The 553-nt window shown below is 42.3% G+C and carries 2 rRNA genes; both read right to left on the bottom strand.

Going from position 1 to position 553, the window contains the following annotated elements:
• Positions 1-25: 25 nt before the first annotated feature.
• Positions 26-134: ribosomal RNA gene (gene rrf / locus ACTIEV_RS15525) — 5S ribosomal RNA — on the bottom strand.
• Positions 135-264: 130 nt separating this feature from the next.
• A 23S ribosomal RNA gene (locus ACTIEV_RS15520) occupies positions 265-553 on the bottom strand; the annotation flags it as partial.

The raw sequence follows: 553 nt of genomic DNA, 5'->3' as shown, positions 1-553 counted from the left end.
ATCCGATTGGATAGGGTTTTCAAAAAAAAGGCGGCGACATACTCTCCCACAAACTGCAGTACCATCTGCGCAATCGGTCTTAACTTCTCTGTTCGGAATGGGAAGAGGTGAGCCCCGACGCAATAACCACCTTAAAAGGTTTTGCAAGGGTATCCTTATCGGATAACATTACACAATATCTTAACATACTGAGATAAAGAAAATTTATTTTTTTGAAAGATTGCTCTTGTGTCTCATTATTTAAAACGAGACACAAGATGCGACGTACATAAGCTTACGGATTATTAGTACTACTCGACTATGACATTACTGCCTTTACATCTATAGCCTATCAACGTGGTCATCTTCCACGATCCTTAAAAGAAATCTCATCTTGTGGTGGGTTTCGCGCTTATATGCTTTCAGCGCTTATCCCTTCCAAACGTAGCTACTCTGCGGTGCTCCTGGCGGAACAACAGATACACCAGAGGTTTGTCCAATTCGGTCCTCTCGTACTAGAATCAGATCCACTCAAATTTCTAACGCCCACAGTAGATAGAGACCGAACTGTCTC

It is taken from the genome of Sediminibacterium sp. (assembly GCF_051861365.1).
In the GTDB taxonomy this organism is placed as follows: domain Bacteria; phylum Bacteroidota; class Bacteroidia; order Chitinophagales; family Chitinophagaceae; genus Sediminibacterium.
The sequence above is the reverse complement of the archived record's forward strand: the minus strand, read 5'-3'. Positions and strand labels throughout refer to the sequence as shown.